Annotated in this window: 25 protein-coding genes; 14 read left to right on the plus strand and 11 right to left on the minus strand. The window is 74.8% G+C overall.

What is annotated here, in order from left to right; translation table 11 throughout:
- Together ACN27C_RS29135 and ACN27C_RS29140 are read left to right on the plus strand one after the other, a co-directional pair.
- Complete coding sequence (locus tag ACN27C_RS29135) at positions 1 to 678, plus strand: HAD family hydrolase (protein ID WP_357828001.1); 678 nt, start codon at positions 1 to 3, stop codon at positions 676 to 678.
- 101 nt (positions 679 to 779) lie between these two features.
- The gene (locus tag ACN27C_RS29140; protein ID WP_120570616.1) at positions 780 to 2,069 is read left to right on the plus strand and encodes a cation:proton antiporter; all 1,290 of its coding nucleotides are present in this window, start codon (positions 780 to 782) and stop codon (positions 2,067 to 2,069) included.
- 10 nt (positions 2,070 to 2,079) lie between these two features.
- On the opposite strand, the gene ACN27C_RS29145 is transcribed toward ACN27C_RS29140, so the two are convergent.
- Complete coding sequence (locus ACN27C_RS29145) at positions 2,080 to 3,018, minus strand: NAD(P)/FAD-dependent oxidoreductase (RefSeq protein WP_422751687.1); 939 nt, start codon at positions 3,016 to 3,018, stop codon at positions 2,080 to 2,082.
- A 101-nt stretch (positions 3,019 to 3,119) separates the two neighbouring features.
- Here ACN27C_RS29145 and ACN27C_RS29150 point away from each other — a divergent pair, with 101 nt between their 5' ends.
- Entirely contained in the window at positions 3,120 to 3,344 is a 225-nt protein-coding gene (locus tag ACN27C_RS29150) for a DUF3072 domain-containing protein (RefSeq protein WP_120573858.1), read from the plus strand.
- 2 nt (positions 3,345 to 3,346) lie between these two features.
- On the opposite strand, the gene ACN27C_RS29155 is transcribed toward ACN27C_RS29150, so the two are convergent.
- Together ACN27C_RS29155 and ACN27C_RS29160 are read right to left on the minus strand one after the other, a co-directional pair.
- Positions 3,347 to 3,847 carry a metallophosphoesterase family protein gene (locus tag ACN27C_RS29155; protein ID WP_121685429.1) on the minus strand — a complete coding sequence of 167 codons (501 nt, stop codon included), beginning with the start codon at positions 3,845 to 3,847 and terminating at the stop codon, positions 3,347 to 3,349.
- A gap of 83 nt (positions 3,848 to 3,930) precedes the next feature.
- On the minus strand, positions 3,931 to 5,733 hold the full coding sequence (locus ACN27C_RS29160) for a glycoside hydrolase family 15 protein (RefSeq protein ID WP_422749418.1): 1,803 nt from the start codon (positions 5,731 to 5,733) through the stop codon (positions 3,931 to 3,933).
- A gap of 111 nt (positions 5,734 to 5,844) precedes the next feature.
- Here ACN27C_RS29160 and ACN27C_RS29165 point away from each other — a divergent pair, with 111 nt between their 5' ends.
- Complete coding sequence (locus ACN27C_RS29165) at positions 5,845 to 6,432, plus strand: general stress protein (protein WP_120573859.1); 588 nt, start codon at positions 5,845 to 5,847, stop codon at positions 6,430 to 6,432.
- Between the two features lie 53 nt (positions 6,433 to 6,485).
- On the opposite strand, the gene ACN27C_RS29170 is transcribed toward ACN27C_RS29165, so the two are convergent.
- Positions 6,486 to 7,070: a DUF1684 domain-containing protein gene (locus ACN27C_RS29170; protein WP_281578374.1), complete on the minus strand. Its 585-nt coding sequence runs from the start codon at positions 7,068 to 7,070 to the stop codon at positions 6,486 to 6,488.
- Between the two features lie 113 nt (positions 7,071 to 7,183).
- Between ACN27C_RS29170 and ACN27C_RS29175 the strand changes: the two genes are divergently transcribed.
- The gene (locus tag ACN27C_RS29175; protein ID WP_073827571.1) at positions 7,184 to 7,666 is read left to right on the plus strand and encodes a MarR family winged helix-turn-helix transcriptional regulator; all 483 of its coding nucleotides are present in this window, start codon (positions 7,184 to 7,186) and stop codon (positions 7,664 to 7,666) included.
- 11 nt (positions 7,667 to 7,677) lie between these two features.
- Positions 7,678 to 8,664: a pirin family protein gene (locus ACN27C_RS29180; RefSeq protein WP_120570622.1), complete on the plus strand. Its 987-nt coding sequence runs from the start codon at positions 7,678 to 7,680 to the stop codon at positions 8,662 to 8,664.
- 44 nt (positions 8,665 to 8,708) lie between these two features.
- Here the strand turns inward: ACN27C_RS29180 and ACN27C_RS29185 are convergent, their stop codons facing one another.
- Positions 8,709 to 8,834, minus strand: coding sequence for a hypothetical protein (locus tag ACN27C_RS29185; RefSeq protein ID WP_255498982.1), 126 nt, complete (start codon positions 8,832 to 8,834; stop codon positions 8,709 to 8,711).
- A gap of 140 nt (positions 8,835 to 8,974) precedes the next feature.
- Between ACN27C_RS29185 and ACN27C_RS29190 the strand changes: the two genes are divergently transcribed.
- Positions 8,975 to 10,564 carry a phospholipase D family protein gene (locus ACN27C_RS29190; RefSeq protein ID WP_422749422.1) on the plus strand — a complete coding sequence of 530 codons (1,590 nt, stop codon included), beginning with the start codon at positions 8,975 to 8,977 and terminating at the stop codon, positions 10,562 to 10,564.
- Here ACN27C_RS29190 and ACN27C_RS29195 read toward each other — a convergent pair.
- Positions 10,513 to 11,250 carry a hypothetical protein gene (locus ACN27C_RS29195; RefSeq protein WP_422749424.1) on the minus strand — a complete coding sequence of 246 codons (738 nt, stop codon included), beginning with the start codon at positions 11,248 to 11,250 and terminating at the stop codon, positions 10,513 to 10,515. The two genes, ACN27C_RS29190 and ACN27C_RS29195, sit on opposite strands and share 52 nt — an antisense overlap.
- Before the next feature lie 333 nt (positions 11,251 to 11,583).
- Here ACN27C_RS29195 and ACN27C_RS29200 point away from each other — a divergent pair, with 333 nt between their 5' ends.
- The gene (locus tag ACN27C_RS29200; protein WP_120570625.1) at positions 11,584 to 12,405 is read left to right on the plus strand and encodes a SigB/SigF/SigG family RNA polymerase sigma factor; all 822 of its coding nucleotides are present in this window, start codon (positions 11,584 to 11,586) and stop codon (positions 12,403 to 12,405) included.
- Positions 12,406 to 12,538: 133 nt separating this feature from the next.
- A complete protein-coding gene (gene hrpB / locus ACN27C_RS29205) occupies positions 12,539 to 15,148 on the plus strand; it encodes an ATP-dependent helicase HrpB (RefSeq protein ID WP_422749426.1) in 2,610 nt (869 codons plus the stop codon).
- Positions 15,149 to 15,151: 3 nt separating this feature from the next.
- On the opposite strand, the gene ACN27C_RS29210 is transcribed toward hrpB, so the two are convergent.
- Positions 15,152 to 15,877: a PP2C family protein-serine/threonine phosphatase gene (locus ACN27C_RS29210; RefSeq protein ID WP_120570626.1), complete on the minus strand. Its 726-nt coding sequence runs from the start codon at positions 15,875 to 15,877 to the stop codon at positions 15,152 to 15,154.
- A 213-nt stretch (positions 15,878 to 16,090) separates the two neighbouring features.
- On the opposite strand from ACN27C_RS29210, the gene ACN27C_RS29215 reads away from it, so the two are divergent.
- A complete protein-coding gene (locus ACN27C_RS29215; RefSeq protein ID WP_422749428.1) occupies positions 16,091 to 18,697 on the plus strand; it encodes a glycoside hydrolase family 9 protein in 2,607 nt (868 codons plus the stop codon).
- 44 nt (positions 18,698 to 18,741) lie between these two features.
- The gene (locus ACN27C_RS29220; protein ID WP_120570628.1) at positions 18,742 to 19,062 is read left to right on the plus strand and encodes a DMT family transporter; all 321 of its coding nucleotides are present in this window, start codon (positions 18,742 to 18,744) and stop codon (positions 19,060 to 19,062) included.
- A 12-nt stretch (positions 19,063 to 19,074) separates the two neighbouring features.
- Here ACN27C_RS29220 and ACN27C_RS29225 read toward each other — a convergent pair whose 3' ends face one another.
- Positions 19,075 to 19,611 carry a DinB family protein gene (locus ACN27C_RS29225; protein WP_422749431.1) on the minus strand — a complete coding sequence of 179 codons (537 nt, stop codon included), beginning with the start codon at positions 19,609 to 19,611 and terminating at the stop codon, positions 19,075 to 19,077.
- 268 nt (positions 19,612 to 19,879) lie between these two features.
- On the opposite strand from ACN27C_RS29225, the gene ACN27C_RS29230 reads away from it, so the two are divergent.
- Positions 19,880 to 20,104: a hypothetical protein gene (locus ACN27C_RS29230; protein ID WP_422749433.1), complete on the plus strand. Its 225-nt coding sequence runs from the start codon at positions 19,880 to 19,882 to the stop codon at positions 20,102 to 20,104.
- A 215-nt stretch (positions 20,105 to 20,319) separates the two neighbouring features.
- On the opposite strand, the gene ACN27C_RS29235 is transcribed toward ACN27C_RS29230, so the two are convergent.
- On the minus strand, positions 20,320 to 20,847 hold the full coding sequence (locus tag ACN27C_RS29235) for a GNAT family N-acetyltransferase (RefSeq protein WP_233585669.1): 528 nt from the start codon (positions 20,845 to 20,847) through the stop codon (positions 20,320 to 20,322).
- Positions 20,848 to 21,040: 193 nt separating this feature from the next.
- Between ACN27C_RS29235 and ACN27C_RS29240 the strand changes: the two genes are divergently transcribed.
- Together ACN27C_RS29240 and ACN27C_RS29245 are read left to right on the plus strand one after the other, a co-directional pair.
- On the plus strand, positions 21,041 to 22,303 hold the full coding sequence (locus ACN27C_RS29240; RefSeq protein ID WP_121684312.1) for an MFS transporter: 1,263 nt from the start codon (positions 21,041 to 21,043) through the stop codon (positions 22,301 to 22,303).
- Between the two features lie 23 nt (positions 22,304 to 22,326).
- Positions 22,327 to 22,860, plus strand: a complete 534-nt coding sequence (locus ACN27C_RS29245) for a GNAT family N-acetyltransferase (RefSeq protein WP_120570631.1) — start codon at positions 22,327 to 22,329, stop codon at positions 22,858 to 22,860.
- 1 nt (position 22,861) lies between these two features.
- Here the strand turns inward: ACN27C_RS29245 and ACN27C_RS29250 are convergent, their stop codons facing one another.
- A complete protein-coding gene (locus tag ACN27C_RS29250) occupies positions 22,862 to 23,119 on the minus strand; it encodes a UBP-type zinc finger domain-containing protein (RefSeq protein WP_120570632.1) in 258 nt (85 codons plus the stop codon).
- Positions 23,116 to 24,696 (minus strand): Na+/H+ antiporter, encoded by a 1,581-nt coding sequence (locus ACN27C_RS29255; RefSeq protein ID WP_422749436.1) that lies wholly within the window; start codon positions 24,694 to 24,696, stop codon positions 23,116 to 23,118. Before ACN27C_RS29255 ends, ACN27C_RS29250 begins: the two co-directional genes overlap by 4 nt.
- Positions 24,697 to 24,723: the final 27 nt, after the last annotated feature.

The raw sequence follows: 24,723 nt of genomic DNA on the forward strand, positions 1-24,723 counted from the left end.
ATGGCCGACGACAAGCGACGCGGTGTCCTCTTCGACGTGGACGGCACCCTGGTCGACACGACGTACCTGCACACGGTGAGCTGGTGGGAGGCGCTGCGCCAGGCCGACCACCGGGTGCCGATGGCGCGGATCCACAGGTCCATCGGCATGGGCTCGGACAAGCTCCTCGACCACCTGCTCGGCGCGGAGCGGGACCGGGACGCCGACGGCCGGCTGCGCGACGCGCACGACGCGCTCTACGCCGAGTACTGGGAGCGGCTGGCGCCGTTGCCCGGTGCGCGGGAGCTGCTGCGCGCCTGCGCGGAGCGCGGGCTGCGGGTGGTGCTGGCGACCTCGGCCGCCGAGCACGAGGTGACCGCGCTGCGCGCCGCGCTGGACGTGGACGACGTGATCGACTCGGTCACCTCCTCGGCCGACGCGCAGGAGAGCAAGCCCGCGCCGGACATCCTGGTCGCCGCGCTGGAGCAGTCGGGGCTGGCCGCCGAGCGGGTGGTGTTCGTCGGCGACTCGGTCTGGGACGTGGCCGCCGCCGGCAAGCTGGACATCCCCTGCATCGGGCTGACCTGCGGCGGCACCGGCCGGGCGGAGCTGGCCGGCGCGGGCGCGGTGGCGGTCTACGACGACCCGGCGGCGTTACTGGAAGCCCTGCCGGACAGCGCCATCGCGACGCTCGGCTGACCGGCCGTCCGATCGGCCGGCGCGCGCAGGCTTAGCCGGGCCCGCTTCGGGGCACTGCTGGACTCCGCCGCCCGGCCCACGGGCGACCGAAGGGTGGTGTCGTGGAACCGGTCGATGTCGCGTTCGCTCTGCTGGGCGTCGGTGCGCTGCTGGCCGGGGTGCTGCCCCGGGTCCTGGAGAGACGGCCGCTGTCGATGCCGATCGCGTTCCTCGGGCTCGGCATGCTCGTGTTCGTGCTGCCCACCGGTCTGCCCACACCGGACCCGCTGCGCTGGCCGGAGCTGACCACACACCTCACCGAGGTCGGGGTGATCGTCGCGCTGATGGGCGCCGGCCTGAAGATCGACCGTCCGCTGAGCTGGGCCCGCTGGTCGTCGACCTGGCGGCTGCTGGCGATCGCCATGCCGCTGTGCATCGCCGCGGTGGCGCTGCTCGGCTGGTGGTGGGCCGGTCTGGTGCCGGCCGCCGCGCTGCTGCTCGGCGCGGCGCTCGCGCCCACCGACCCGGTGCTCGCCTCCGACGTGCAGGTGGGCGAACCGACCGATGTGGAGGACTCGGAGGACGAGGTGCGCTTCGCGCTCACCTCCGAGGCGGGCCTGAACGACGGTCTGGCCTTCCCGTTCGTGTACGCGGCCATCGCGATCGCCACCACCGGGCTCGCGCCGTCCGGCTGGCTGGGCGAGTGGTTCGCCGTGGACGTGCTCTACAAGCTCGCCGCCGGGGTGGGCGGCGGGCTGCTCGTCGGCTGGCTGCTCGGCAAGCTGTTCTTCCGCGCCCCGAGCAAGCTGCGGCTGGCCAAGCACTCCGAGGGCTTCCTCGCGCTGGCCGCGACGTTCCTCGCGTACGGCCTGGTCGAGGTGATCGGCGGGTACGGCTTCCTGGCCGTGTTCGTGGCCGCCCGCGCGATCCGGGCCGCCGAGCGTACGCACGAGTTCCACTCCGTGCTGCACGACTTCGCCGAGCAGGTGGAGCGGCTGCTCACCGTGCTGTTGCTGCTGCTGTTCGGCGGCGCCGTGATCGGCGGGCTGCTCGCGCCGCTGACCTGGCCGGCGGCGCTGGCCGGGCTGGCCCTGGTGCTGGTGATCCGGCCGCTGGCCGGGTGGCTGTCGCTGCGCGGGGCGCCGGGCAAGCCGGCCGAGCACTGGGTGATCTCGTTGTTCGGCATCCGCGGCGTCGGCTCGTTCTACTACCTGGCGTACGCCACCAGCAAGACCGACTTCCCGCAGGCGGATCTGGTCTGGGCCACCGTCGGTCTGGTGGTGGTGGTGTCGGTGGTGGCGCACGGCATCGCCGCGACACCGGTGATGCAGTTGCTGGACCGGGAGGGCGAACGCACCGGCGAGGACACGCGGGCCGGCTCGGCGGCGCAACCCGTGGGCGCCACCGGCTGAGCCGGGACGTTCAGGCCAGCCGGGCGGCGAGCGCGCGTCCCAGGTCCCGGCCGGAACGCCAGGCGGTCTGCACCCGTGGGCGGCCGAACGCGTCGCCGGCCAGGCCGATCCCGTCGTCGTCCAGGTGGAACGTCGCCTCCCCGGCGGGCGCGGCCGGGGTCGCGTACGTCCAGCGGTGCACGTGGGCCGACACGGCCGGCTCGGGCAGTCCGAGCAGGTCGCGGACCGCCTGCTCGATCGCCGGCCGGGCGGCGGTGGGCTGGAGCAGGTGCCCGGCGGCGAACTCGGCCGTGGTGTGCGCGACCAGCACCGGCGCGCCGTCGCCGCGCCGGTCGCCGTCGTCGCAGACCAGGCCGAGCACGGGGTGGTCGTTGACGAACGCGCCCCGGAAGTCCGACCAGCGGCGGGCCGGGAAGTGCAGCACCCCGCTCAGCGCCGGCGACCACCGCTGCGCGGCCACCGCCCGGGTCGCCTCGGCCAGCGCCGGGTCCAGCAGCAGCGCGGCCTGCGGGCCGGGCATGGCGAGCACGACCGCCTCGGCGTCGGTGCCGTCCACCCGGGGGCCGGGCTCGACCGTCATCACCAGCCGGTCGTGCGTCACCGGCAGGTCGCCGGCCAGGTGCTCGACGAGCGAGCGCAGCCCGCGCGGGGCGGCCCAGCGCATCGGGCCGGTGACCTGCTCGCGCCCGCCCGGCCCGTACGCGGCGAGCGTGTCGGTCCACTCCCGCGCCAGCCCGGCGGCCCGCCACCGGTCCACCACGGCGGCGAAGTCCGGGTCGTCGACTGTGAAGTACGCGGCGCCCAGGTCGGCCGGGCGGCCGTCGAAGCGTCTGCTGGCCATCCGCCCGCCGGTGACCCGGGCGCGTTCGCGCACCCGTACCGGCACACCGGCCCGCGCCAGCTCGGTCGCGCACGCCACCCCGGCGATGCCCGCACCGACCACCACCACGCCCGTCCGGTCCGCCGTCACCAGGTGATCGTAGGCGGCGGGCGGCATGAACCCGCCGGGCCGGGGGTAGTGGTACACCTGTTCGAGGAGAGGTGATCGACATGGCCGACCGCAACAACACCAGCGGCAGGAACGTGAACCCGGACGCCGCCGTCAAGGACCCGGACGACTGGGTCACCGGCGACGAGCCGCCCACCGCCGCCCAGGAGTCGTACCTGCACACCCTGGCCCAGGAGGCGGGCGAGCCGGTGCCGGAGGGCCTGACCAAGGCCGAGGCGTCCCGGCGGATCGACGAGCTCCAGGCGGAGACCGGCCGGGGCCGCTGAGGTCAGCGCGGGGGCAGGCGGTGCAGTTCGACCCGGTCGAGCCGCCCCGCCGCCACCCGCGCGGTCAGATACGTGGCGTACGGCTGCGCCCGCCGGTCGGTGGGTGAGCCGGGGTTGAGCAGGCGCAGACCGCCCGGGGCGACGCTGTCCCAGGGGATGTGCGAGTGCCCGAAGACGAGCAGGTCGCAGTCGCCGTACGCGGCGGCGCAGCGCTCCTCGCGGCGGGTCTTCGGGCCGGTCTCGTGCACCACGGCGACCCGCAGGCCGTCCAGCTCGACGCGGGCCACCTCGGGCAGCCGGGCGCGCAGGTCGGGGCCGTCGTTGTTGCCGTACACCCCGACCAGCCGGCGTGACCGCTCCTCCAGCGCGTCCAGCAGCGCGACGTCCACCCAGTCCCCGGCGTGCACCACCACGTCCGCGGCCTCCACGGCCGCCCACAGCACCGCCGGAAGGTCCCGCGCCCGCTTCGGCACATGCGTGTCCGCCATGATCACGAGATCCACCCCCTCATCCTCCCCCACCCCGCCCGTCGACGCGTCGATCATGAAGTTGGCGGCACTCAGGGAGATCGACTTCGCCGCCAACCTCATGATCGACGGGAAGAACTGGCGGTTGCGCGGGCGGCGGCGTCCGTAATGCGGCCGGCGGCGATGATCAGGCCGATGTGCGAGTACGCCTGCGGGAAGTTGCCCATCTGCTCGCCGTTGTCCGGGTCGATCTGCTCGGCGTACAGGCCGAGGTCGTTGGTGCGGGCGGCGAGGCGTTCGAACAGCCGCCGCGCCCGGTCCAGTTCGCCCGCCTCGGCGAGGCACGCGGCCAGCCAGAACGAGCAGATCACGAACCCGGCCGGGTCGCCGTCCCAGCGCCGCAGCAGCCCGTCGCGGGACAGCCGCCGTTCCAGCACGTCCATCGTGGCGCGCATCCGCGGGTCGCTCGCAGGCAGGAAGCCGACCAGCGGCATGACCAGCACCGAGGCGTCCAGGTCGTCCGAGCCGAACACCCCGGTGTACGCGCCGACCCGCTCGTTCCAGCCGCGGGTGAGCACCGCCGCCCGCACCTCGTCGCGCGCCGCGGCCCAGCGGGCCACGTCGGCGGGCCCGCCGATGCGGGAACCGAACCGGACCGCCCGGTCCAGCGCGGTCCAGCACTCCACCTTCGACGACACGTAGTGCCGCTCCGGGCCGCGCCCCTCCCACATCCCCGCGTCGGGCCGGTGCCAGCCGCGCTCGGCCTGGTCGGCGAGCGTCCGCAGCAGGTCGCGGACCTCCGGTGACATGGGGTCGAGGTAGTACCGCATCAGCCAGGCGGCGTCGAGCACCTCGCCCAGCACGTCGTTCTGCCGCTGCCGCCACGCGTCGTTGCCGACGAGCACCGGCCGGCTGTGCTCGTACCCGGCCAGGTGGTCGAGGTCGTGCTCGGTCAGGTCCCGCTCCCCCTCGACGCCGTACATGATCGGCACCGGCTCGTCGCCGATCCGGCCCATCGCCCGGGCCACCCAGGTGAACTGCCGGTCCGCCTCGTCCGGGCAGGCCGCCCGCCAGAGCGCCTGGAGGGTGAGGCTGAAGTCGCGCAGCCACACGTAGCGGTAGTCGTAGTTGCGGTCGCCGCCGAGCCGCTCCGGCACCGAGGTGGTGGCCGCCGCGACCACGGCGCCGCTGGGCGCGTACGTCATGCCCTGCACCGCGAGCGCGCTGCGCCGCACCTCGTCGCGGTACTCGCCCTGGTAGTCGTGCAGCGCCGACCATGAGTGCCAGCCGGCGACCGTCTCGGCCACCACCTCGGCGGCGTCGGGCAGCGCCGGTTCGGCGCCGGCGTACGTCGGGGCGTACCCGAGGGTGAAGCGGTGCCTGCTGCCGGCGCGGGCGGTGAACCGACCGGTGGCGGCGCCCCCGGCGATGGTCAGCGGGACGTCGGCGCGCAGCTCCAGCCGGCAGGCGCCGGCGGTGGCGGCCACCACCCCGTCGCGCTCGGTGAGGTAGGCGCCGACGCGGCCGTACTCGAATCGCGGCGCGTACTCGACGCGCATCGGCACCTCGCCGGTCAGCCCCTCGACCAGCCGGGCGAGCACCCGCGGCGAGCGCATCCCGATGTCGTGACCGCGCGCGCCGGGCTCCAGCGCCAGCGCGTCGGTGACGGCGACCGCGCCGGTCGCCGTGGTGAAGACGGTACGCAGCACCAGCGCGTCGTCCAGATAGGACCGGCTGCTGGTGGCCGCGCCCTCGGGGCGGATGGTCCAGTGCCCGGCGTCCTCGTCGAGCAGGCGCCCGAACACCGACGGCGCGTCGAACCGGGGCGGGCACCACCAGTTGACCGCGCCGTCCCGGTCGACCAGGGCCGCGCTGCGCCCGTCGGCGAGGAACCCGTGCTCGCTGATCCGTCGGGTCGGCACGACTGTGGCTACCCGGCCCGGGTGCCGCCATGCCTGGCCACATCGGTGCCGCCCGGCGCGTTACCGCTGTCCGGCGGCGGGAACGCGGCGAGTTGACGAAGGAGGATGCTCATGACCAGACCCTCGACTCCGACCGCGGCCTGGCAACCCGGAATGCCGGGCAGCGACAACCTCCCGTCCGGCCCGGGCGGTCGTCCGACCCCGCCGAGCGGGGACGGGCACGGTCCGCACGCCGGGGCACCGACCGTCACGATCGGCTCGTACCCGGACTATCCGTCCGCCCAGCGTGTGGTGGACTATCTGGCCGACAACCGGTTCCCGGTGGAACGTACCTCGATCGTCGGTACGGACCTCACGCTCGTGGAGACCGTGATGGGACGGCTCACCACGGGCCGCGCGGCCCTGCTCGGGGCCGGCACCGGCGCCTGGTTCGGTTTGTTCATCGGGTTGCTGTTCGGCATCTTCACCGCCGGGAACTGGCTGGCGGTGATCCTGGTCGGGCTGGTGATCGGTGCGATCTGGGGTGCCGTGTTCGGCGCGGTCGCGCACGCCATGAGCGGCGGGCAGCGTGACTTCACGTCCGCCAGTTCGCTGCGGGCCGCCCAGTACGCGGTCACCGTGGACGCGGAGCTGGCCGGTCAGGCCCAGCAGATGCTCAGCCGGATGCACCTCACACCGACCGGCGCCACCGCCCGCTGACCGGCGGTACGTGACATCGAGGGAGGGCCCCGCCGGGGTCCTCCCTCGCCGCGTCAGTGGTACGCCCGCTCACCGGCCCGCAGCGGCACGTCCACCCGGTTCTCCGGCGGCGCCAGCGGGCAGGCCCACCTGTCGTCGTAGGCGCAGCTCGGGTTGTAGAGGTAGTTGGCGTCCAGCCGGACCCGGTCGCCGGGCAGCACGGTCAGGCCGCGGCCGAACGTACCCTTGACCGTGTCGGTGAGGTACCGGCCCCCGCCGTACGAGCCGTCGCCGCAGGTGCCGTCGCGCAGCGGCAGGAACAGCCCGCCACCGTACGCCTCGATCCACCACAGCGTCAGCGGTCCCCACGGCGTCGCGGCGACCGCCACCCGCCGGTACGCGACCACGCCGTCCGGGCCTCCGGTGTCGATGCGCAGCTCACCGGAGGCCGGTCGCAGCGGCGCCTCGACCACTGCGGACGGGTCGGGCGGGTACCAGCGCAGGCCGGTGAAGCCGGGCCGGTCGGCGGGCGGCACCGGGCTGCTCGGGTGGGTGCGGAACAGCTCGTCGCGCGCGGCCCGGAACCCGGCCAGGTCGAGGTCGGACAGGTAGAGCCGGGCCACCCGCTCCCGCCAGTCGAGCAGGTCGAGATCGTCCATCCCCCGACCCTAGCCGGGGCGTCTCTTCAGGTTTGAAGAAGGTCCACGGCGAAGCGTAAGCCCCAGTGTCGGGAGGGCTTGTTTAAATTTTAAATAGTGCTACTCTCGGAGCCATGACGGAGAGCCTGGACGCGGAGCGGATGGCCTGCTGGCGCGCGTACATCGAGTCGAGCCAGCGGCTGTTCACCCGGCTGGAGGACGACCTGCGCGCCGACAGCGACCTGAGCTTCGCCGACTACCACGTGCTGGTGCTGCTCTCCGAGGCGCCCGGCCAGCGGCTGCGCATGGGCGAGCTGGCCGACCGGCTGGTGTTCTCACCGAGCCGGCTGACCTACCAGGTCACCACCATGCAGAAGCGCGGCCTGGTGGCGAAGGAGGCGTGCCCGGCCGACCGGCGCGGCAGCGAGGCCGTGCTGACCGCGGCCGGCCTGCTGGCCCTGCGCGAGGCCGCGCCGCACCACCTGCGCTCCGTCCGCGCCCACCTGATCGACGACCTCGACGACGCCGAGGTCGCCTGCCTCACCCGGGTCTTCGAGCGGCTCGGCCGGCGCCTGCGCGCCGACCGCACCGCGTCGTCCACCCCGGCCGACAAGTAAGGAGTCCCGCGATGCCCGCGATCACCGTCGACGACGTCCTCGTCCTGCCCCGCCTGCCGAAGCTCGGTGAGGCGACCGAATACCGCGCGGTCCGCCGGGTCACCACCGCGCCCAGCGGGTACGAGGGCGAGGGCTTCCCGGTCCGCCGGGCCTTCGCCGGGGTGCCGATGACCGAGCTGGACCCGTTCATCCACCTCGACCAGATGGGCGAGGTCGACTACGCGCCGGGTGAGCCGAAGGGCACCTCCTGGCACCCGCACCGCGGCTTCGAGACGGTCACCTACATGATCGACGGGATCATGGACCACCAGGACTCGACCGGTGGCGGCGGCACCATCACCGACGGCGACACTCAATGGATGACGGCCGGCAGCGGCCTGTTGCACATCGAGGCGCCGCCGGAGCACCTGGTGATGAGCGGCGGGCTGTTCCACGGCCTCCAGCTCTGGGTCAACCTGCCCCGGGTGGCGAAGATGAGCGCGCCCCGCTACCAGGACATCCGCGGCCGGGAGTCGGCGCTGCTGACCACGCCCGACGGCGGCGGCCTGATCCGGGTCATCGCCGGGGAGGTCGCCGGGCACCGGGGCCCGGGCTCGACGCACACGCCGATCACCATCGCGCACGTCACGTTGCAGCCCGGCGCCGAGCTGAGCCTGCCGTGGCGGTCGGACTTCAACGCGCTGGTGTACGTGCTGGCCGGCCGCGGCACCGTCGGCACCGACCGGCGGCCGATCCACCTCGGCCAGCTCGCCGTGCACGGGCCCGGCGAGGCGCTGCGGATCACCGCCGACCGGACGCAGGACTCCAACGCACCGGCGCTGGAGCTCTACCTGATGGGCGGCCAGCCGATCCGCGAGCCGGTGGCGCACTACGGCCCGTTCGTGATGAACACCCGGGCCGAGCTGATCCAAGCGGTCGAGGACTTCCAGGCCGGCCGGCTCGGGGTGGTCCCGTCCGGGCGGGTGCCGCACAGCGACGGCCAGGGCGACCGGCCCTGACCTGCCACGGGCGCCCCGGTTCGCCGGGGCGCCCGGCCGCGGTCTCAGGAGACGGCGAAGATCCCGGCCACCCCGAGGATCACCATCAACAGGACCGCCACCAGCGCACCCCGCTCCCCCTCCACCGCCTGCTCGCGGTCGGTCACGGTGTTCGTCGTCTCGGCGGGCATGTCGGTGCCTCCTCGGTTTCGCGGTCCAGGGGTCCGGCGCACCCCTGACGCGCGCACCGACGCCGACCTGCTGCTCGACGTGCGGGGCCCTGCCGGGGGTCCTACCGTGTGAGGACGTCGTCGACCTCGGGGGGTGGAACGTGACTCTGCGGGACTGGTTCCTCACCGCACAGGAACGCGCCAACCCGGGCTCTGAATTACCCGTCTGGACCGATGGAAACCTCGCCGAGCCGCTGATTCACGGTGCCGCGTACTTCGACCGCCTGGTCAGCGAGGTGGAGTCGCTGTCGGCGGGTGACCACCTGTTCTTCACCGACTGGCGAGGCGACCCGGACGAGCGGATGCGCCCGGACGGCCCGACGGTGGCGCAGTTGTTCGCCCGGGCCGCCCAGCGCGGCGTGATCGTCAAGGGCCTGGTCTGGCGCTCCCACCTCGACACGCTCTCCTACAGCGAGGCGGAGAACCGCGACCTCAGCGAGGCGATCCGCGCGGCCGGTGGCGAGGTGCTGCTCGACCAGCGGGTCCGGCGCGGCGGCTCGCACCACCAGAAGCTCGTGGTGCTGCGCCGTCCCGGCGACCCGAGCCGGGACATCGCCTTCGCCGGTGGCATCGACCTGTGTCACAGCCGCCGCGACGACGCCGGCCACGCCGGCGACCCGCAGCCGGTGGGCATGTCCCCCCGGTACGGCCCCACACCGCCCTGGCACGACGTGCAGCTCGCGGTGCGCGGGCCGGTGGTCGGCGCGCTCGACACCACGTTCCGGGAGCGGTGGACCGACCCGATGCCGCTGGACTCGGAGAACCCGATGGCGTACCTGCGGGACCGGCTGCGCGGCTCCGACCTGCGCCCGGATCCGCTGCCCGAGCAGCCCGCCGACCCGCCGCCGTGCGGGCCGCACCACGTGCAGGTGCTGCGCACCTACCCGGCGGTGCGGCCCCGCTACTCGTTCGCCCCGGACGGCGAGCGCACAGTGGCCCGCGGCTACACCAAGGCGGTACGCCGGGCCCGGCGGCTGATCTACCTGGAGGACCAGTACCTCTGGTCGACCGAGGTGGCGGAGCTGTTCGCGCAGGCGCTGCACGAGCACCCGGACCTGCACCTGGTGGCGGTCGTCCCCCGGCACCCGGACGTGGACGGCCGGCTCGCGCTGCCGCCGAACATGGTCGGCCGGGAGCAGGCGCTGTCACTGTGCCACCGGGCCGCGCCGGAGCGGGTGCACGTGTTCGACGTGGAGAACCACGACGGCACGCCGGTGTACGTGCACGCGAAGGTCTGCGTGGTGGACGACGTCTGGGCCAGCGTGGGCAGCGACAACTTCAACCGCCGGTCCTGGACGCACGACAGCGAGCTGTCCTGCGCGGTGCTCGACGACACCCGTGACGAGCGGGCGCCGGCCGATCCGGCCGGGCTGGGCGACGGCGCCCGCGTGTTCGCCCGCGACCTGCGGCTGCGGCTGTGGCGCGAGCACCTGGACCGCGATCCCGGCGGCGCGCAGGACGACGACCTGCTGGACCCGGCGGACGCGGTGGCGGCGATCACCGTGGCGGCCGACGAGCTGGACCGCTGGCACGCCGGGGGCCGGGCCGGTCCCCGTCCGCCGGGCCGGTTGCGGCCGCACCGCCCGGAGCGGTTGCCCTGGCGTACGCGGCTCTGGGCGCTGCCCGCGTACCGGCTGGTCTACGACCCGGACGGCAGGCCGCTGCGGGCCCGGCGCGCCGGCACCTGGTGAAGGCCGGCCGGCTCGTCCGGCACGTTCGGACGGGCCGGGTACGCGAACGACACGCGCGGTGAGTAGAAGCCCCAGCACACGTGCAGCGGGTTGGCCGGACGCAGCGCGTGGACCGGGTGCTCCGGGGCCGGGAACTCCACCGACTCGACCTCGAACGGTGACACCGGCTCGGCCACGTACGGGTAGTCGGTGACGATCAGTTCGCCGTCGTTGCGGGTGAGGTAGCGGTGGTGGCCCATGTGCGCCTCGGTGCCGGTGTGCCCGACCCGGGCGGTGACCCGGATCAGCAGCGTGCCGTCGGCGGCCCGGGTCTCGGCGGTGAGCTGATCGCCCCGCAGGTCGAGGCGGGTCTCTCCGGCGGCGGCCGGCGCGCCTCGCGCGGCGGCGTACCGCCGGACCCGCTCGCTGGAGGAGAGGTAGTGCGTCCACCAGCCGCCGGGTGTCTCGCCGTCGGGCGGGTCCATGTCCGCCAGTGAGACACCCAGGTAGGTGAGCGAGTACGCCCCGAAGCCGGAGGTCTGCGTCTCGTCGTCGACCACGTACTGGTTGACGAACACCTGCCGCTGCGGGTGCGGGCGCAAACCCGCGGGCAGCAGCGTGTCGACCGCGCGGGGATCCGCCGGGAGCCAGCTGAACAGCAGCGTCCGGGCGTTGATGACGAGTTGCGGCGCGGCGGGATCGAGCACGGTGCCTCCGTTGACGTGTCGCTACGGACGGTACGGGCGGTCCCGTCGGCGGGACAACGACAGAAAGGCGACACTTCGGCCGCCTGTCGGGTTCCACGTTGACCGGTCGGGGTACGTCCGGGGCCGACCGGTCGCCGACGCCCGCCACCCCACCGAGCGCGATATCGACCGGCTCACACCTTTCGTGGCCGCTTACACCTTAAGTACATCGTACTTTCGGCTAGATTTCCGCAGCACGATCGGGCTATGGTGGCTTCCGAACGTACGACCGAAACCTAAACCTAAGCGTCACGTCTTTTTTCTTCCGTGGACGAGGTGCAGGGAGGACCACCCATGACCGCTCCCACGACCAGCGCCCCGGCGACCACGCCGGCCGCCTCCGCGAAGCTCGACCCCCGCTCGCTCACCGACAGCGCCGCCGACCTGCTCGCCGCGATGGCCGCGCTGCCCGCGGACCACCCGTCGCGGCCCGCGCTGCGCGACCGTGCCATCGAGGCGTGGCTGCCGCTGGCGAACCACCTGGCCCACCGCTACAGCGGCCGGGGCGAGCCCAACGACGACCTGGCGCAGACCGCCGCGATCGGCCTGATCAAGGCGATCGACAAGTTCGACCCGTCGCGCGGCGTCGACTTCGCCGGCTACGCCATCCCCACCATCATCGGCGAGCTGAAGCGCCACTTCCGCGACCGCACCTGGGACATCCGGGTGCCCCGCCGGCTCCAGGAGCTGCGCCTGGCGATCTCCGACGCCAACAGCACGCTGCTCCAGACGCTCGGCCGCTCGCCGACTGTCGCCGACATCGCCGCCCACCTCAAGCTCACCGAGGAAGAGGTGCTGGAGGGTCTGGAGGGCGCCCGCGCGTACAACGCGGTGTCGCTGTCCACCCCGACCGGCGACGGCGAGCGGGCCACCGAGCTGGGCGACCTGCTCGGCGGCGAGGACGGCGAGTTCGAGCTGGCCGAGATGCGGGTCGCCCTCGGCCCGGCGCTCGCCACGCTCGACCAGCGCGAGCAGAAGATCCTCACGCTGCGCTTCTACGGCAACCTGACCCAGTCGCAGATCGCCGAGCAGATCGGCGTCTCGCAGATGCACGTGTCCCGGCTGCTGGCCCGGGCCCTGACCAAGCTGCGCGGTCAGCTCGACGGAACGTACTAGCAAGGGGGGCGGCGGCCGGGTCGGCGGACCCGGCGCGGCGGCCCACCCGGCCCGGTCGGCGGTGCGCCGGCCGGGCGTTCCGCGTTCCGGGGGCGACGCGGCCCGTCCGGCGGCGCGGTGCGAGAGTGGGTCGGTGCTCGCCGACATCCCGCTCGACCTGCCGGTCCGTCCGGTCCTGCCGGCGCTCGTCGGCGCGCTGCGCGAGCGCGGCGCCGCCGTCCTGGTGGCACCGCCGGGCACCGGCAAGACCACCACCGCGCCGCTCGCGGTCGCCGACGCGGTCACCGGCCGCGTGGTGATCGCCCAGCCCCGGCGGGTGGCCGCCCGCGCCGCCGCGCACCGGATGGCCGCCCTGCTCGGCGAGCGGGTCGGGGGCCGGATCGGGTACGCGGTGCGCGGCGAGCGCCGGGCCGGGCCGCGTACCCGGGTCGAGGTGGTCACCACCGGCCTGCTGGTCCGCCGCCTGCACCACGACCCGGAACTGCCCGGCGTGGACGCGGTACTGCTCGACGAGTGCCACGAACGGCACCTCGACGCCGACCTGGCGCTGGCGTTCAGCGTCGAGGCCCGTGCGACGCTGCGCCCCGACCTGTGGTTGCTGGCGATGTCGGCCACCCCGCAGACCGACCGGTTCGCGGCGCTGCTCGGCTCCGGCGACCCCGCCCCCGTGGTACGCGCCGAGGCCGCGCTGCACCCGGTCGAGCGGGTGTGGGCACCGCCGCCGCGCCCGGTGACCCCGGCCGGCGCCGGCCGGGTCGACCCGGCGCTGCTCGACCACGTGGCCGCCACCGTGCGCCGGGCGCTGCGCGAACGCGACGGTGACGTGCTGGTCTTCCTGCCTGGCGCCGGCGAGATCGCCGCCGTGGCCGGTCGGCTGGGCGGCCTGCGCGAGGTCGCGGTGCTGCCGTTGCACGGACGACTGCCCGGCCCGGCCCAGGACGCGGCGCTCACCCCGGCCGCCGGGCGGCGCGTGGTGCTGGCGACGGCGGTGGCCGAGAGCAGCCTGACCGTGCCCGGCGTCCGGGTCGTGGTGGACGCCGGACTGAGCCGGGTGCCGCGCACCGACCTGGCCCGAGGGCTGGGCGCGCTGGTGACGGTGCCGGTGTCCCGGGCCGGGGCCACCCAGCGCGCCGGCCGGGCCGGACGGGAGGCGCCGGGTGCCGTCTACCGCTGCTGGTCCGCCGCGACGCACGAGCGACTCGCCCCGCAGCCCGAACCGGAGATCGCCACCGCCGACCTGACCGGGTTCGCGCTGGAGCTGGCCGCCTGGGGCACACCGGACGGCACCGGGCTGGCGCTGCCGGACCCGCCGCCGCCGGCCGCGCTGACGGTGGCGCGGGAGACGCTCACCACGCTCGGCGCGGTGGACCACGACGGCCGGATCACCGCGCGGGGGCGGGCGGTAGCGGCGGCGGGCACACATCCCCGGCTGGCGCGGGCGCTGCTGGACGGCGCGCCCCGGGTCGGCGCCGAACGGGCCGCCCAGGTGGTGGCGATCCTCGGCGAGGACACGCTGGGCGGCACGGGGGACGACCTGCCCGCCCGCTGGCGGCGGCTGCGGGACGGCACCGACCCGGCCGCCACCGCCCGGTGGCGCACCGAGGTACGCCGCCTGCGCGCCGCCCTGCCCGCCGACGGCGCGGACGAGCGCCCCGGCTCACCCGCAGGCCCGGCGGACCGGCGACAGACCGGCGCGCCCGCCGGGCGGGCGGCGCAACGGCGCGACGCCGGGCGGCCGGCGGGAGACGAGCGGGAGCGCCTGCCCGACGATCTGGCCGCGGGGCTGCTCGCCGGGCTGGCGTACCCGGAACGGCTGGCCCGGGCGCGGCGGCCGGGCGGGTCCGCGTACCTGATGGCCGGCGGGACCGCCGCGGAGCTGGCCCCCGGGTCGGGGCTGGCCGGAGCGGCATGGCTGGCCGTCGCGGTGGCCGACCGCTCCCCCGGCGCGCCGGCCGCCCGGGTGCGGCTGGCCGCGCCGATCGACGAGGCGACCGCCCGGGAGGCCGGGACGGCGCTGCTGCGCGCCGGACGGGAGGTGGCCTGGTCCGGTGGGGACGTGGTGGCCCGCGAGGTGGTCCGGCTCGGCGCGGTCGAGCTGGTCGACCGGCCGCTCACCGCGCCGGAACCGGAGCTGGTCGCGGCGGCGCTGCTGGACGGGCTGCGGCAGGAAGGCCCGGGGCTGCTGCGCTGGACACCGGAGGCGACCGGGCTGCGCCGCCGGCTGGCCTTCTGCCGCCAGGCGCTCGGCGACGACTGGCCGGACGTCTCCGACGCGGCGCTGCTGGATGGCGCACCCGTCTGGCTCGGCCCGGAGCTGACCCGCGCCCGGCGCCGGGCCGACCTCGGCTGGGTGGACGTGACGGCGGCGTTGCGGCGGCTGCTGGACTGGCGGCAGGCGGCGCGGCTGGACGAGCTGGCCCCGGAGCGGCTCGACGTGCCCAGCGGCTCGCGGATCCGGGTCGACTACGCCGACCCGGCCGCCCCGGTGCTGGCCGTCAAGCTTCAGGAGACGTTCGGCTGGCGGGACGTGCCGCGCATCGCCGACGGGCGGGTGCCGGTGCTGCTGCACCTGCTCTCCCCCGCCGGGCGGCCGGTGGCGGTCACCGCCGACCTGGCGTCGTTCTGGCGCAGCGGATACCCGCAGGTGCGGGCGGAGCTGCGCGGGCGCTACCCGCGCCATCCCTGGCCGGAGGACCCGACCACCGCCGAGCCGACCCGCCGGGCGAGCCCACGACGTCGGTGAGGGCTACTCCTCGACGACGTCGGCGATCACGACGGTGATGTTGTCCGGGCCGCCGGCCCGCAGCGCCAGGTCGATCAGCCGGGCCGCGCAGGCGTCGCGTCCCGGCTGCTCGCTGAGCACCTCGGTGAGCGTGTCCGCGCGGACCACGTTGGAGAGGCCGTCGCTGCACAGCAGCCAGCGGTCACCGGCCCGGGGCACCATCGTGGCGTACGACGGGGAGACCTCGTCGCCCTGCAACGCCTGGGTCACCACCGCTCGGCGTGGGTGGCTGCTGGCCTGCTCGGCGGTGATGACGCCCTGGTCGACGAGCATCTGCACGAACGTGTCGTCGCGGGTGACCTGCTTGAGCACGCCCTCGCGGTAGAGGTAGGCCCGGGAGTCGCCGACGTGCGCCAGCGCGAGGCAGCTGCCGGTACGGGCGAACAGCAGCGCGGTGAGCGTGGTACCCATGCCCTGGCGTTCCGGGTCCTCCTCGACGGCCTGGCGGATCCGCGCGGTGGCCAGCTCGATCCCGCCCTGGAGCGCGGCGACGAGCGCGTCCTCCGGCGTCTCCACGTCCAGCGGGGCGACCGCGTCGATGGCGATGCGGCTGGCCAGGTCGCCGGCCGCCATGCCGCCCATGCCGTCGGCGACCGCGACCAGCCAGGCGCCCGCGTGCTGAGCGTCCTGGTTACCGCTGCGGATCAGCCCACGGTCGCTCGCTCCGACGGAACGAAGCTTCAGGGTCATGGGTCGCAGCCTGCCAGGTCGAGGGCTCGGATGTCTCTAGGAGATCACTGACATCGTACGTGGCGCGCCGAATCGAACCGCGCGCGGGCGCGCGGCGCTCATCGGGCCGGATCGATTGACAGCGGCGGAACGCGATGGAAACATCGGGCTGATATTGGGAGCGCTCCCAGCTCCCGGTCTCCCCCACCACCCCCGAGCACGGAAGGAACCTCCGTGACCCGATCCCGTCGTCGGCTCGCCGCACTCGCGGCCACCACGCTGGCGCTCACCGGCCTCACCGCCGGCCCGGCGAGCGCCGAGGTGCCGCCGGACGCCCCCGAACAACTCCGCAACGGCGACTTCAGCGCCGGTGTCTCACCCTGGTTCTCGTACGGCACCGGCGACCTCGCGGTCGTCGACGGCCGGCTCTGCACCTCCGTCGCGGCGGGCACCGCCAACCCGTGGGACGCCGGCATCGGCCAGGACGCGGTGCCGCTGACCCAGGGCGCCGAGTACGAGTTGTCCTTCGACGTCTCCGCGACCCCCGGCGCGGCCGTCAAGGCGGTGCTCCAGCTCGGCAGCGCCCCCTACACCACGTACGCCAGCGTCGACGCCACAGCCACCGGCACCGCCCAGCGCGTCACCACCACGTTCACCTCCCCGGCGGACAACCCCACCGCCCAGCTGATCTTCCAGGTCGGCGGCAGCGCCCAGGCGCAGACGTTCTGCCTGGACAACGTGTCGCTGCGCGGCGGGGAGCCGGCGCCGCCGTACGAGCCGGACACCGGTCCCCGGGTCCGGGTCAACCAGGTCGGCTACCTGCCCGGCGGGCCGAAGCACGCGACTGTGGTCACCGAGGCCACCGACGCGCTGCCGTGGCAGCTCAAGTCGGGGGCCGGCGCGGTGGTCGCCAGCGGGCAGACCACGCCGCGCGGCACCGACGCCGCCTCGGCGCAGAACGTGCAGACCGTCGACTTCTCCGCCTACCGCAAGCCGGGCACCGGCTACACGCTGACCGTGGACGGCGAGACCAGCCACCCGTTCGACATCTCCGGCTCGCTCTACGACCGGCTGCGCGCCGACTCGCTGCAGTTCTTCTACGCCCAGCGCAGCGGCATCGAGATCGACGGCGACCTGATCGGCGAGGAGTACGCCCGCCCGGCCGGCCACCTGGGCGTCGAGCCCAACCAGGGCGACACCGACGTGCCGTGCCAGCCCGGCGTCTGCGACTACTCGCTGGACGTGCGCGGCGGCTGGTACGACGCCGGTGACCACGGCAAGTACGTGGTCAACGGCGGCATCGCCACCTACCAGCTGCTGAGCACCTTCGAGCGGACCAAGACCGCCGAGACCGCCGGCGGCGGCGCCGCCCTGGGCGACTCCACGCTGCGGCTGCCCGAGCGCGGCAACGACGTGCCGGACGTGCTCGACGAGGCCCGCTGGGAGCTGGAGTTCCTGCTGCGCATGCAGGTGCCGGCGGGCAAGCCGCTGGCCGGGATGGTCCACCACAAGATCCACGACCGGAACTGGACCGGCCTGCCCCTCTCACCCCAGGACGACCCGCAGCCGCGCGAGCTGCACGCGCCGTCCACCGCCGCCACGCTGAACCTGGCCGCCGTCGCGGCGCAGTGCCAGCGGCTGTACGCCCCGTACGACGCCGCGTTCGCCGCGCGCTGCGGCACCGCCGCGAAGACCGCGTACGCGGCGGCCAAGGCGAACCCGGCGATCTACGCCCCGGCCAGCGACAGCACCGGCGGCGGCGCGTACGACGACACCAACGTCAGCGACGAGTTCTACTGGGCCGCCGCCGAGCTGTGGCTGACCACCGGCGACAAGGCGTACCTGGCCGACGTCACCGGTTCGCCGCTGCACACCGCCGACGTGTTCGCCCCGAGCGGCGCGTTCGGCTGGCAGAGCGTCGCCGCGCTGGGCCGCCTGGACCTGGCCACCGTGCCGAACACGCTGCCGGCCGCGGAGAAGACCCGCATCCGCGAGTCCATCACCGCCGCCGCCGACAGCTACCTGGCCACGATCGCCGGCCAGGCGTACGGGCTGCCGTTCCCGGGCAGCGCCGACGCGTACGTCTGGGGCAGCAACAGCAACCTGGTGAACAACGCGATCGTGCTGGCCACCGCGTTCGACCTGAGCCGGGACGCGAAGTACCGGGACGGCGCGGTGCAGGCCGCCGACTACCTGTTCGGCCGCAACGCGCTGAACATGTCGTACGTGACCGGGTGGGGCGAGCAGCACGCCCGCAACCAGCACAGCCGGATCTTCGGCCACCAGCTGAACCCGGACCTGCCGCGCCCGCCGGCCGGCTCGCTCGCCGGTGGTCCGAACGCCGCGCTCCAGGACCCGTTCGCGGCGAACCTGCTCGCCGGGTGCGCGCCGATGTTCTGCTACGTCGACGACATCAACTCGTACGCGACGAACGAGGTGGCGATCAACTGGAACTCGGCGCTGGCGTGGCTCGCGTCGTTCCTGGCCGACCAGGGTGACGCCGGCGCGGTGCCGGCGCCGTCCTGCGCGGTCACCTACACCACGCACGGGAGCTGGCCGTCCGGCTTCACCACCCAGGTGACGGTGCGCAACACCGGCACGACGGCGGTGAACGGCTGGAACCTGCGGTGGGCCTTCCTCGGCGACCAGAAGGTGAGCCAGGCCTGGTCGGCGCAGCTCGGCCAGAGCGGAGCCACGGTCACCGCGAAGAACCTGTCGTGGAACGCGAAGCTGGCGCCCGGCGCCAGCACCACGTTCGGCTTCAACGGCACCGCGTCCCGTTTCCCGAACCCGGATCCGGGGCTGGTCACCCTGAACGGAAAGGCCTGCACGGTCTCCTGACCGAGCTGACCGGGCGCCATCGCAGGACCGGGTACGGTCCTGCGATGGCGTACCTGTTCCTGCTCGGCGCGATCACCGCCGAGGTGATCGGCACCAGTCTGCTCAAGGCCACCGACGGCTTCACCCGGCTCTGGCCCACGCTCGGCCTCGCCGTGGCGTACCTGTCCGCGTTCGGGCTACTCTCGCTGGCCGTGAAGGACATCCCGGTCGGCGTCGCGTACGCGGTCTGGTCCGGCCTCGGCACCGCCGCCATCATGGCGATCGGCGCGGCGTTCCTGGGCGAGCCGCTGAGCGTGACGAAGGTGGTCGGGGCGGGACTGGTCATCGCCGGGGTGGTGGTGCTCAACCTCGGCGGCGCGCACTGAGCGCGCCCCCGCTCAGACCGGCCGCCCCGCCGCCCGCAGCAACCGGAGCTGCCCGATCTCGGCCACGTTCTTCATCAGCTCGGCGTTCACCCACGCGGCCAGGTCCGCGACGGTGAGCCCGGCGTCGGCGGGCCAGGGGTACGCGGCCGGCCCGTCCAGGTCGTCCTCGGCCAGCGCGTCCAGCGCGCCCGCCCACTCCGTCCGCAGCTCCCGCAGCCAGGTGACCGTCTCCGCGCCCGGCCCGGGCCAGCGGATGTCGTCGCGTTCCCGCGCCGGGCGCTGCCGCACGTGGTCGGTCGCGACCGACCACCACCAGCCGATGTGCCAGGTCAGCCACCCGATCGTGGGCGCCGGGACCGGGTCCGGCTCGCTGTCGGCCCAGTCGGGACGCCACCCGCCGCCCGGGCCTGGGCCGGGGCGCATGGTCCAGCACAGCGCGGCCGGCTCCCAGAGGTAGTCCGCCGGCTCCAGCCGGTCGAGGTGGTACTCGGCGAGCGCCCAGGTCAGGTCGAACTGCCAGCGCAGCAGGCCGGTCACGGAGGCAGGCATCGCGCGATCGTGGCACGGCCCACGCCCGCGGTCGACCGGTTAACGCGCCGCCCGGGCTCGGCGTGTCGCCCCCGAAGAGAAGAGTTGCCCCGCCGCCGTTATGCCTCTCAGTCATAAATATGACCGAGAGGCATAAGGCTTGAAAGCTCATCCTTCCGGCGCGGGAGCCGCCGCCGAGCTTGACGCGGCCCCGCCCCGCCGAGCGCCTGGGGGCCGCGTCACCGTTCCGCCGAGAATCCGGTGGACTCGCACAGGCAGGTGCGCGACCGTGAGCCGCGTGGGCGGCGACGCGGAACATCGGGTGTGGGCGGCAATGCCGCCCGGCAGCCGCGATGCGTTGGCTGCGCTCCCGGCGGCGGACCTGCGAACACTGCTTCTCGGCGTCGCCCGGGACCGCGCCGGGGCCGTCCGCCCGGCGCAGGTGCTGCGGCGCTGGAATGAGGACCGGTTCGTCCGGCCGTCCGCGGCCGACCCCGTGCACGGAGGCCGCTGAACGGCGCTGATGGGACGCATCTCGCCGCTCCCGCCGCCCGGGCCTCTGCGACGTGCGCGTACGCAACCCTCGCCAACACGGTCGGCACGGGGCTGTGGCTGACCGGCGGTGCGCTCTACCTGAACCGGAATGTGGGACTGGCTCCTACGCGACGGACGGGTTGCCGATCAACCCGAACGTGGCACGGCCGCGACGCCCGGTCGACGGGCCCACCGCTAGTCGGGTAGGCGCGCGGGAACAGAGCGGCGCATCGCGATCCGCTCGGCCGGGTCGAGGCCCAGCGCCGCCTCCGCGGCCAGCAACTCGATCAGGCCCGCCGTCAACTCCGTCCCGCTCAGCTCGCGGAAACCGCACCGCACGTAGTAGGGCCCGTTCCACGGCACCGAGCGGAACGTGGTCAGCGTCAGCGCCGGCAACCCCTGCGACGACGCCCACTCCGCCACCCGGTCGAGCAGACGCCGCCCGATGCCACGCCGGGCGTACGCCGGGTCGACGCTGAGCTGCTGCACGTGCGCCGCGCCGTCGACCAGATCGGCCAGTACGAACGCGATCGGCCGGTCGGCCGGGTCGGTCGCCACCCACAGCCGTCCGGCGCGCTGCCCGGCGGCCAGCGCCTCCACCGGCAGCGGTGGCATGTCGGCCACCAGGGTCATGCCGATCTCCCGGAACGGGGCGCCGGAGGCCACCTCGATCCGCTGCACCTCGGTCAGTTCCCCGGCCCGGGCGATCCTGCTGCGCTCCACGGCGCCGACCCTGGCAGAGCGGGGACCGGCGGGCGAGCGGATTTCCCGAACCGCGCTCCGGGTGGCTCGGCGGTGACCAGCGGCGACGACGCCCCGGCGGGCTCGCGGTGTGACAGGCGTCGCCCCGAGCGGGGCTCCGGGCCCGCCGGAACAGTCCTAGCGTCGACCGCATGGCCCTCGCCGGACCCCGCTGATGGGACGCGTCTCGCCGCTCCCGCCGCCCGGGCCGCTGCGCACGCTCGCGTACGCCACGCTGGCCAACACCGTCGGCGCGGGGCTGTGGCTGGCGGGCGGGGCGCTCTATCTGACCCGGGACGTGGGACTCTCCGCCACCTCGGTGGGTGCCGGGCTGACAGTCGCCGGGCTGGTCGGGCTGAGCGCGAGCGTGCCGCTGGGCGGGCTGGCCGACAGGTGGGATCCGCGTACGCTCCGGGCCGTCCTCCAGGTGGGCCAGGCGGTCGTCGCGCTGGCGTACCTGATGGTCGGCTCGTTCCCGGCGTTCCTGGCGGTGGCGGTGCCGGAGGCGCTGCTCGCGGCCGGCAACCTGGCGGTCCGGGCGGCGCTCGTCGCCGCGGTGGGCGGCCCGGACGGCCGGGTGCACGCCTTCGCCACGCTGCGCGCGGTGGCGAACCTGGGCATCACCGTCGGTACCGCGCTGGCCGGGATCGCGCTCGCCGTGGACACGCACCGGGCGTACCAGGTGCTCGTGGTGGGCAACGCGGCCACCTACCTGCTCTCGGCGGCGCTGCTGCTGCGCCTGCCGCCGCAACCGGCCGCCGCCGGCGCGCGACGCACGCCGGGCACGCGGCGCGGCGGAGGACGAAGGCGCGGCGGCCCGCTGCGGGACGGACGGTTCCTCGCGGTCAGCGGCGCGTCGGCGGTGCTGAGCACGCACGTGACGGTGCTCGTGCTCGTCGTGCCGCTGTGGACGGTGGACCGGGCCGGCGCGCCACCGCCTGTGGTGTCGGCGGTGCTGCTCGCCAACACGGTCCTCACCGTGCTGCTCGCGGTGCGGCTGAGCCGGGGCGCGGAGCGTGCCGCGCCGGCCGCCCGGAAGCTGCGCCGGGCCGGGCTGGTGCTCGCGGCGGCGACACCGCTGTACGCCGTGACCGGCGTCCTGCCGGTGCTCCCGGCGGTCGTCCTGCTGCTCGTCGCGACCGCGGTGTGGACGGTGGGCGACCTGTGGCACGGCGCGGCCGGCGCCGGCCTCGCCTACGACCTGGCCCCGCCGGATGCGATCGGCGCCTACCAGGGCGCGGACGGCCTGGCCGCCGGGCTGGCCCAGGCGCTCGGCCGGGGCCTGCTCACGCTGCTGGTGCTCGGCGGCGGTCCGGTCGGCTGGCTGGTGCTCGGCGGGATCTTCGCCGCCGCCGGGCTGGCCGCCCCGGCGCTGGCCCGCCGGGCGATCGCGGACCGGCCGGTGCCGGAGGCACGACCCGCCGGGGTGCCCGGCTGAGCCCGGTGTAGCAGCATGGCGGGATGACCGACCAGCAGAGCATCACCATCCGCCCGGGTGGACCCGGCGACGCCCCCACGCTGCTGCGGCTGCTCGACAGCGCCACCGCCTGGCTGGCCGAACGCGGGCGCACCGAGCAGTGGGGCACCGAGCCGGCGTCGATCGACCCGCGCCGCATCGCCCAGGCCGACGCGTGGGCGGCCGGGGACGGGCTGCACCTCGCCGAGATCGACGCGACTGTGGTGGGCGCGCTGGTGGTGGGCGTGGCGACCGAGTACGTGCCGCCGGCCACCGAACCGGAGCTGTACGTGAACCTGCTGGTCACCGACCGGGCGTACGCGGGACGCGGGGTCGGGACGCGGCTGCTGGCGTACGCGGCGGAGCTGGCCCGCGAGCGCGGCGTCGGCCTGCTGCGGGTGGACTGCTTCCGCAGCCCGGACCGGGCGCTCGTGCGGTTCTACGAGAGCTGCGGTTTCACCGCCACCGAGCCGTTCACGGTGGAGCGGCCGGGCCGTCCGACGTGGACCGGGCAGGTGCTGGAGCGCCGGGTCGGCTGAGTCAGCCGATCTCCTCGTCCACGAAGCACCAGCGCCACGACTCCCCCGGCTGGATCGACCGCATCACCGGGTGCCCCGCGGACTCGAAGTGCTTCGTGGCGTGCTGGTACGGCGAGGAGTCGCAGCAGCCCACGTGCCCGCAGGTCAGGCAGGCGCGCAGGTGCACCCAGTCCGGGTTGCCGATGGCCACGCAGTCGGGGCACTCGGTCGTGGTGTCCGGTTCGGCCGTGCCCGCCTCGGCCAGGTGCTGGCAACTCATTCGACGGCCTCCTGTCGCAGCATGGACTCCTCCAGATCCAGATCACGATAGGCGCGGGTGAGCGCCTCCTCCGGTATCTGCCCGGAGTCGCGGGCGGCCCGGAACACCTCCCGCTCGGCGTCGATCATCTCCTGCCGCAGGCGCGCGTACGCCTGGGAGGGGGTTTCCCGTTCGGTGCCGCCGAGCCGCTCCCAGGCCAGGTTGGCCCGGGAGGTGGTCAGCCCGCGCAGGCGTTCCACCACCGCCTCCGGCGCGCCGGCGGCCAGCTCGTCGAGCCGTTCCCGGGCCGCCCGGCTGGCCCGCTGCTGCACCCCGGCGGCGGACAGCGCGTCCTGCACCGGGTCGTCCGGGGGCAGCCGCAGCCGCCGGGCCAGCCAGGGCAGCGTGGCGCCCTGCCCGACCAGCGTCGCGACGATCACCGCGAAGGCCAGCCAGATGAGCAGCCCGCGCGGATACGGCGTGTCGCCGGCGAGGGTGAGCGGCAGGCCCAGCGCGGCGGCCAGCGTCACCACGCCCCGCATGCCGGCCCAGCCGATGACGACGGGGAACTGCACCGGCGGCGCCGGGTCGCGCTGCCGGACCCGGGGCACGAGCCGCGCAACGTAGGTGGCCGGGAACACCCAGACGAACCGGGCCAGGAAGACGGCGGCCAGCACCGCCGCGGTGATCGCCACCAGCGAGCCGAACGGCTCGTCGAGGCCGCGTACCACCTCCGGCAGTTGCAGGCCGACCAGCAGGAACACCAGTCCTTCGAGGAGGAACCGGATCAGCCGCCAGAACGCGGTCACCTGGAGCCGGGAGGCGGCCGACAGCAGCGTGGGCAGCTTGTGGCCGATGCCGAGGCCGGTCACCACCACGGCGACCACGCCGGATGCGTGGATCTCCTCGGCGGCGAAGACCACGGCGAACGGCACGATCAGCGACAGCGCGTTGTCCAGCACCGGGTCGGTGATGCGCTTGTGCAGGTAGCCGAAGACCACCACGCCCAGCAGGCCGACCAGGATGCCGCCGCCGGCCGCGACGACCACCTCCCGGGCCACCTCGCCGACGCCGACGCCGCCGGTGGTGGCGGTCGCGGCGACGATCGCCACCCGCAGCAGCACCAGCGCGGTGGCGTCGTTGACCAGGCTCTCGCCCTCCAGGATGGTGACGACCCGCCGGGGCAGGCCGACCCGCCGGGCCACCGCGGTGGCGGCGACCGCGTCCGGCGGCGCCACCACCGCGCCGAGTGCCAGGCAGATCGCGTACGGCAGCTCGGGCAGGAACCAGTGCACGACGGTGCCCACCACGAACGCGGTGAAGATGACCAGCCCGACGGCGAGCAGCAGGATCGGCCGCAGGTTGAGCCGGAACGCCGGCACCGACGTCTCCAGCGCCGCCACGTAGAGCAGCGGCGGCAGGATGCCCACCAGCACCAGGTCCGGGTCCAGCCGCACGTGCGGGAAGAACGGCAGGAAGGACAGGGCGAGGCCGAGCACCACCAGCAGGATCGGTGCCAGCAGGCCGAGCCGGCGGGCCAGTGCCGCACCGAAGGTCGCGATGGCCAGGAAGACCACGACCTCGAACAGAGCATCCACGAACGAGGAGCCTAGGCGTCGAGGGGC

It is taken from the genome of Micromonospora sp. WMMD1219, from assembly GCF_049315215.1.
Lineage (GTDB): Bacteria > Actinomycetota > Actinomycetes > Mycobacteriales > Micromonosporaceae > Micromonospora > Micromonospora tulbaghiae.

Excerpts from the sequence above, each read along its gene's own strand:
- ACN27C_RS29250 (WP_120570632.1), bottom strand. The coding sequence starts at position 23,119 with ATGAGTTGCCAGCACCTGGCCGAGGCGGGCACGGCCGAACCGGACACC.
- ACN27C_RS29185 (WP_255498982.1), bottom strand. The coding sequence starts at position 8,834 with ATGCCCGCCGAGACGACGAACACCGTGACCGACCGCGAGCAGGCGGTG.
- ACN27C_RS29240 (WP_121684312.1), top strand. The coding sequence starts at position 21,041 with ATGGGACGCGTCTCGCCGCTCCCGCCGCCCGGGCCGCTGCGCACGCTC.
- ACN27C_RS29175 (WP_073827571.1), top strand. The coding sequence starts at position 7,184 with ATGACGGAGAGCCTGGACGCGGAGCGGATGGCCTGCTGGCGCGCGTAC.
- ACN27C_RS29200 (WP_120570625.1), top strand. The coding sequence starts at position 11,584 with ATGACCGCTCCCACGACCAGCGCCCCGGCGACCACGCCGGCCGCCTCC.
- ACN27C_RS29165 (WP_120573859.1), top strand. The coding sequence starts at position 5,845 with ATGACCAGACCCTCGACTCCGACCGCGGCCTGGCAACCCGGAATGCCG.
- ACN27C_RS29225 (WP_422749431.1), bottom strand. The coding sequence starts at position 19,611 with ATGCCTGCCTCCGTGACCGGCCTGCTGCGCTGGCAGTTCGACCTGACC.
- ACN27C_RS29150 (WP_120573858.1), top strand. The coding sequence starts at position 3,120 with ATGGCCGACCGCAACAACACCAGCGGCAGGAACGTGAACCCGGACGCC.
- ACN27C_RS29170 (WP_281578374.1), bottom strand. The coding sequence starts at position 7,070 with ATGGACGATCTCGACCTGCTCGACTGGCGGGAGCGGGTGGCCCGGCTC.
- ACN27C_RS29210 (WP_120570626.1), bottom strand. The coding sequence starts at position 15,877 with ATGACCCTGAAGCTTCGTTCCGTCGGAGCGAGCGACCGTGGGCTGATC.
- ACN27C_RS29180 (WP_120570622.1), top strand. The coding sequence starts at position 7,678 with ATGCCCGCGATCACCGTCGACGACGTCCTCGTCCTGCCCCGCCTGCCG.
- ACN27C_RS29135 (WP_357828001.1), top strand. The coding sequence starts at position 1 with ATGGCCGACGACAAGCGACGCGGTGTCCTCTTCGACGTGGACGGCACC.
- ACN27C_RS29220 (WP_120570628.1), top strand. The coding sequence starts at position 18,742 with ATGGCGTACCTGTTCCTGCTCGGCGCGATCACCGCCGAGGTGATCGGC.
- ACN27C_RS29245 (WP_120570631.1), top strand. The coding sequence starts at position 22,327 with ATGACCGACCAGCAGAGCATCACCATCCGCCCGGGTGGACCCGGCGAC.